The organism is Bradyrhizobium sp. (genome assembly GCF_017881085.1).
Classification (GTDB): domain Bacteria; phylum Pseudomonadota; class Alphaproteobacteria; order Rhizobiales; family Xanthobacteraceae; genus Bradyrhizobium.
In genome coordinates this window covers 1-3,638 of record NZ_JADGRI010000428.1, presented here as the reverse complement: position 1 = coordinate 3,638, position 3,638 = coordinate 1, and the positions used below count along the sequence as shown (strand labels likewise).

The 3,638-nt window shown below is 58.5% G+C and carries 2 protein-coding genes and 1 pseudogene; 1 reads left to right on the top strand and 2 read right to left on the bottom strand.

The features are described 5' to 3' along the window. Positions 1-180 precede the first annotated feature (180 nt). A pseudogene (locus QZ213_RS25980) lies at positions 181-1,080 on the top strand (IS4 family transposase); the annotation flags it as partial. 31 nt (positions 1,081-1,111) lie between these two features. Here QZ213_RS25980 and QZ213_RS25975 read toward each other — a convergent pair. Next, positions 1,112-3,166 (bottom strand): recombinase family protein, encoded by a 2,055-nt coding sequence (locus QZ213_RS25975; protein WP_291688923.1) that lies wholly within the window; start codon positions 3,164-3,166, stop codon positions 1,112-1,114. Then, complete coding sequence (locus QZ213_RS25970; RefSeq protein ID WP_291688922.1) at positions 3,159-3,323, bottom strand: hypothetical protein; 165 nt, start codon at positions 3,321-3,323, stop codon at positions 3,159-3,161. Before QZ213_RS25970 ends, QZ213_RS25975 begins: the two co-directional genes overlap by 8 nt. Positions 3,324-3,638 lie beyond the last annotated feature (315 nt).

The window sequence follows — 3,638 nt, the reverse complement described above, 5'->3', positions numbered from 1 at the left end:
TTCGCCGCTGCTTGCCAATATCTATCTGCATTCACTGGTGTCCGGTAAAGTACTTTGCGAAGTCTGACAAGTCCTTTGCCATCCATAGAATAGCTGGCATTCGGCCCAAAAACGATTTGAACTGAAAAGAGCCGTAATGAGCTTGAATGGCTGGATCCCGCATCTGCGGAACAATGAGGGATGAATGCCGGCCGAACCGTTTTCGCGCAACTGATCGCCCATCTCTCCCACCTCGAGTTCCAGAAGTGTGTGACCCGCTATGACGGCGATCAACACCACCGAAGTTTGTCTTGCTGGGATCAATATCTGGCGATGGCCTTCGCTCAGTTCACTTACCGCGAGAGTCTCCGCGACATCGAGGCGTGCTTGGGATCAATGCGCGGCAAGCTCTACCACATGGGATTCCGTAGTCGGATTGCTCGCTCGACATTGGCGGACGCCAATGAAACTCACGACTGGCGCATCTTCGCCGATTTCGCGCAGCACTTGGTCGGCGTTGCCAGGCCACTTCATGTCGAGGATCCCATGGGCGTGGAACTGGACCACAGCCTCTACGCGCTCGATTCGACTACCATCGACCTCTGTCTCTCTTTGTTTCCGTGGGCGAAGTTTCGCCAGCACAAAGGCGCGGTGAAGATGCACACGCTGCTGGATCTGCACGGCAATATTCCCACGTTTATCCGCATTACCGACGGCAAGGTGCACGACGTCAACATCCTCGATGAAGTCTCGCCCGAGGCCGGCGCGTTCTACGTGATGGACCGGGGCTACATCGATTTCGAGCGCCTCTACGTGTTCACTCTTTCTTCGGCCTTCTTCATCGTCCGCACCAAACAGAACGTCGTGTTGCAGCGGCGCTACTCCCGTCCGGTCGACAAGTCAGTCGGCTTGCGGTCCGATCATACCGTGATCTTGACTGCCATCGAATCGGTCAAGGCCTATCCGGACGCCTTGCGGCGGGTCAGATATTTCGATGTCGAGACCAACCAGCGGCTGGGATTCTTGACCAATAACTTCTCTCTTCCTGCAATTACGATTGCTCAGATCTATAAGTGCCGTTGGCAGGTCGAATTGTTCTTCGAGAACTCGACATGGTGCACTCCTTTGGATGTCATGGAATTTCAAGGATCAATTGCGCTGAATCGGCCGTTGGTGGGGTCACCGGATGGTTCCGTTCAGCCACGCACCGCTCGACATCCGCCCTGCGTAGAATCCACGGAGCGCCAACGCAGGCCTGCGTCGCCCGCAACTGTTTTAGCCTAATCAGGCGCAATACAGTGGTTGGCGTGACGCCGAGGGCGGCGGCAACTTCGCTGACCGACATTTCGCCGCGGGCTTGCCTCTCTCCCTCACGGTAGACGGGAATCGCATGATTATTGCGCAGCGAGCAGACCCGTTTCGCATTCCAGTCATCTCCGTGTGCCGTACGGCGTTGATTCCGATTCAGAATCGAGGCGATTCGCGCGTCTGGTTCGATCCGTGCCAGCATGCCAACGAGCGCCACCAGGTCATCGTCGGTGACATACCGATGCCGGCCGCTGCGAATCTTCTCGAACTCCACCCGCGTGTGATCCCCGCCTTGCCAATGCAAGATGAGGCGTATCGTCTCGCCTTCACACGTGGCGATGATCTCTTTCAGAGCGATGCGCAAGAGGCGCTTCTTGTGTTCCGGCAAACTCTGCGGATCGTCCCAAAGTGTTGGGAGATCTCGCGCGAACGACAACAGCTCCCGTTTCTGTGCGTCGGTCAGTGGCCCCTCGCGACCTTCTTGCAGCGTCACGAGTTCGGCTTCAAACTGCGCCTCTGTGGTCAGCGCCTGGTTCCAACGTCGTTCGAGTTCCGCAGCCACGAGCCGATTCGTCGGGTCCACCGCGTCATATTGGCGCCGGGCGCGTGTCACTTCATAGCGCACGTCCTCTAATGCCAACGCCTTCTGCTGAATCCGCTCGTCGCTAGCGTCTTGTAACGACTCGATTGCCTCAATGGCCGCTTCGATGCCGAACGGCGCCAGAGCGTGGATCAGTTGCTCCGACACTAAGCGGTCGGCTCGAAGCCCGCCGAACATCACGCAGCAGGCATGATCGCGATTGAGAAGATATCCCGAGCACTGATACCGAATCACGCGAGGGCTGGGATATTGCGCCAGCAACTTGGCGCCACAATGACCGCAGCGCAGCAGCCCAGCGAGTAGCGCCTCACCGTGTTTGATCGATCCGCGCACCGCATTGCCTCTCGCGTTGTCGTTGTGGGCAATCATCGTTTGATTGCTCTGATAGGCATTCCAGTCAATGTAACCCTCATGGTGATCCAAGATCAACACCGCCCAGTCCTCGCGACGGCGCAGCACCTGTCGGCGAACCTGTTTCTGTCCTGCATCAAGCCGCACCCTGGTCTTGCTGCGCCCGTACACGTATGCCCCGGCGTATGCCGGATTCTTCAACACGCTGAGCACGGCGTGATACCGAGCCGACTGCCAGACGATCTGGCGCGCCTCTTCCGTTCCGCGAGCGACCGGCACCTCAATTTGCTGCTGATCAAACCAGAAATAGACCTGCCTCACGCTGCCTAGCTCAGCGAACTTTCGAAAGATCAATTCGATAGTCGTCCTGGTCCTGGCATTCGGATCTTTCTCGATGCGGTCGTCCGATCCTTTGACGTACCCGATCGGAACCCGTCGCACCAAGGCGCCCCGCTGCGCCTTCTGCAACAGTGCAGCCTGCGCACGCTCGCGGAAACTCGCGACTTCCATCTCGCTGATCGTACCTTTCATGCCCAACAACAATCGGTCGTTCGTGAGTCTGGGGTCGTATAAGGCTTCGGCGTCGATAAGCAGAGCGCCGACGACGCTGCAAAACTCCAGCAGAGTATGCCAGTCCCGGCCATTGCGCGCCAACCGCGACGCCTCAATGCTGAAGACGGCGCCCACTTGCCCATCGCAGAGCGCGCGCAACAGACGTTCAAAACCGGGCCGGCGTGTTCCAGATCCGGAAATCCCCAAATCGTCATCGATAACATCGATGTCTCGCCAGCCCAGCTCGCGTGCGCGATCGACAAGGGCATATTGGCGCCGTTGGCTTTCGAGGTTGTGCTGTACTTGACCAGGTGTGGACTGACGGATGTACACACATGCCCGGCGGGCCAGATGATCGGCGGTGACCTTATTCATGGGCGTCCTCCTCGCGGATCATCTTGGCCAGCGCCCGCATCCACTGCACCAGCTCCTGGCGTAGCTGCTGTTGCATGTCCAGTGGAAGCCGTATCGCGGGAACGGCGGGCGGTTCCTCGAAGAGCTCTTGTTGGTATCTCGCTCGGGGCTGCGGCATCGTGGTTCTCCTCGTGCACATTGTGCGCCCGCGCGGAGAGATGGGCCACGGTGACGCGGCGTAATTCGAGCAGCACGCGAACCGGCAACCGCGCAACGGAGACAATCTTCGCGTGCGCTGCCTCGGGGCGAGTCATCCACGCCGGCACCGCCAAAGGTCTACCGTCGGCCTGCCGTACGACATAGTAGACCTCGTCGTGAAGGTCATACACCCTGACCACTGGGAGACTGTGTGTGCGCAAGGGATGGTAGTGGTAGTAGATCGTGACTTCAGCAGGGCGCTGTTGATGGGCAGTATGTCGTTCAGTTGTTCAAG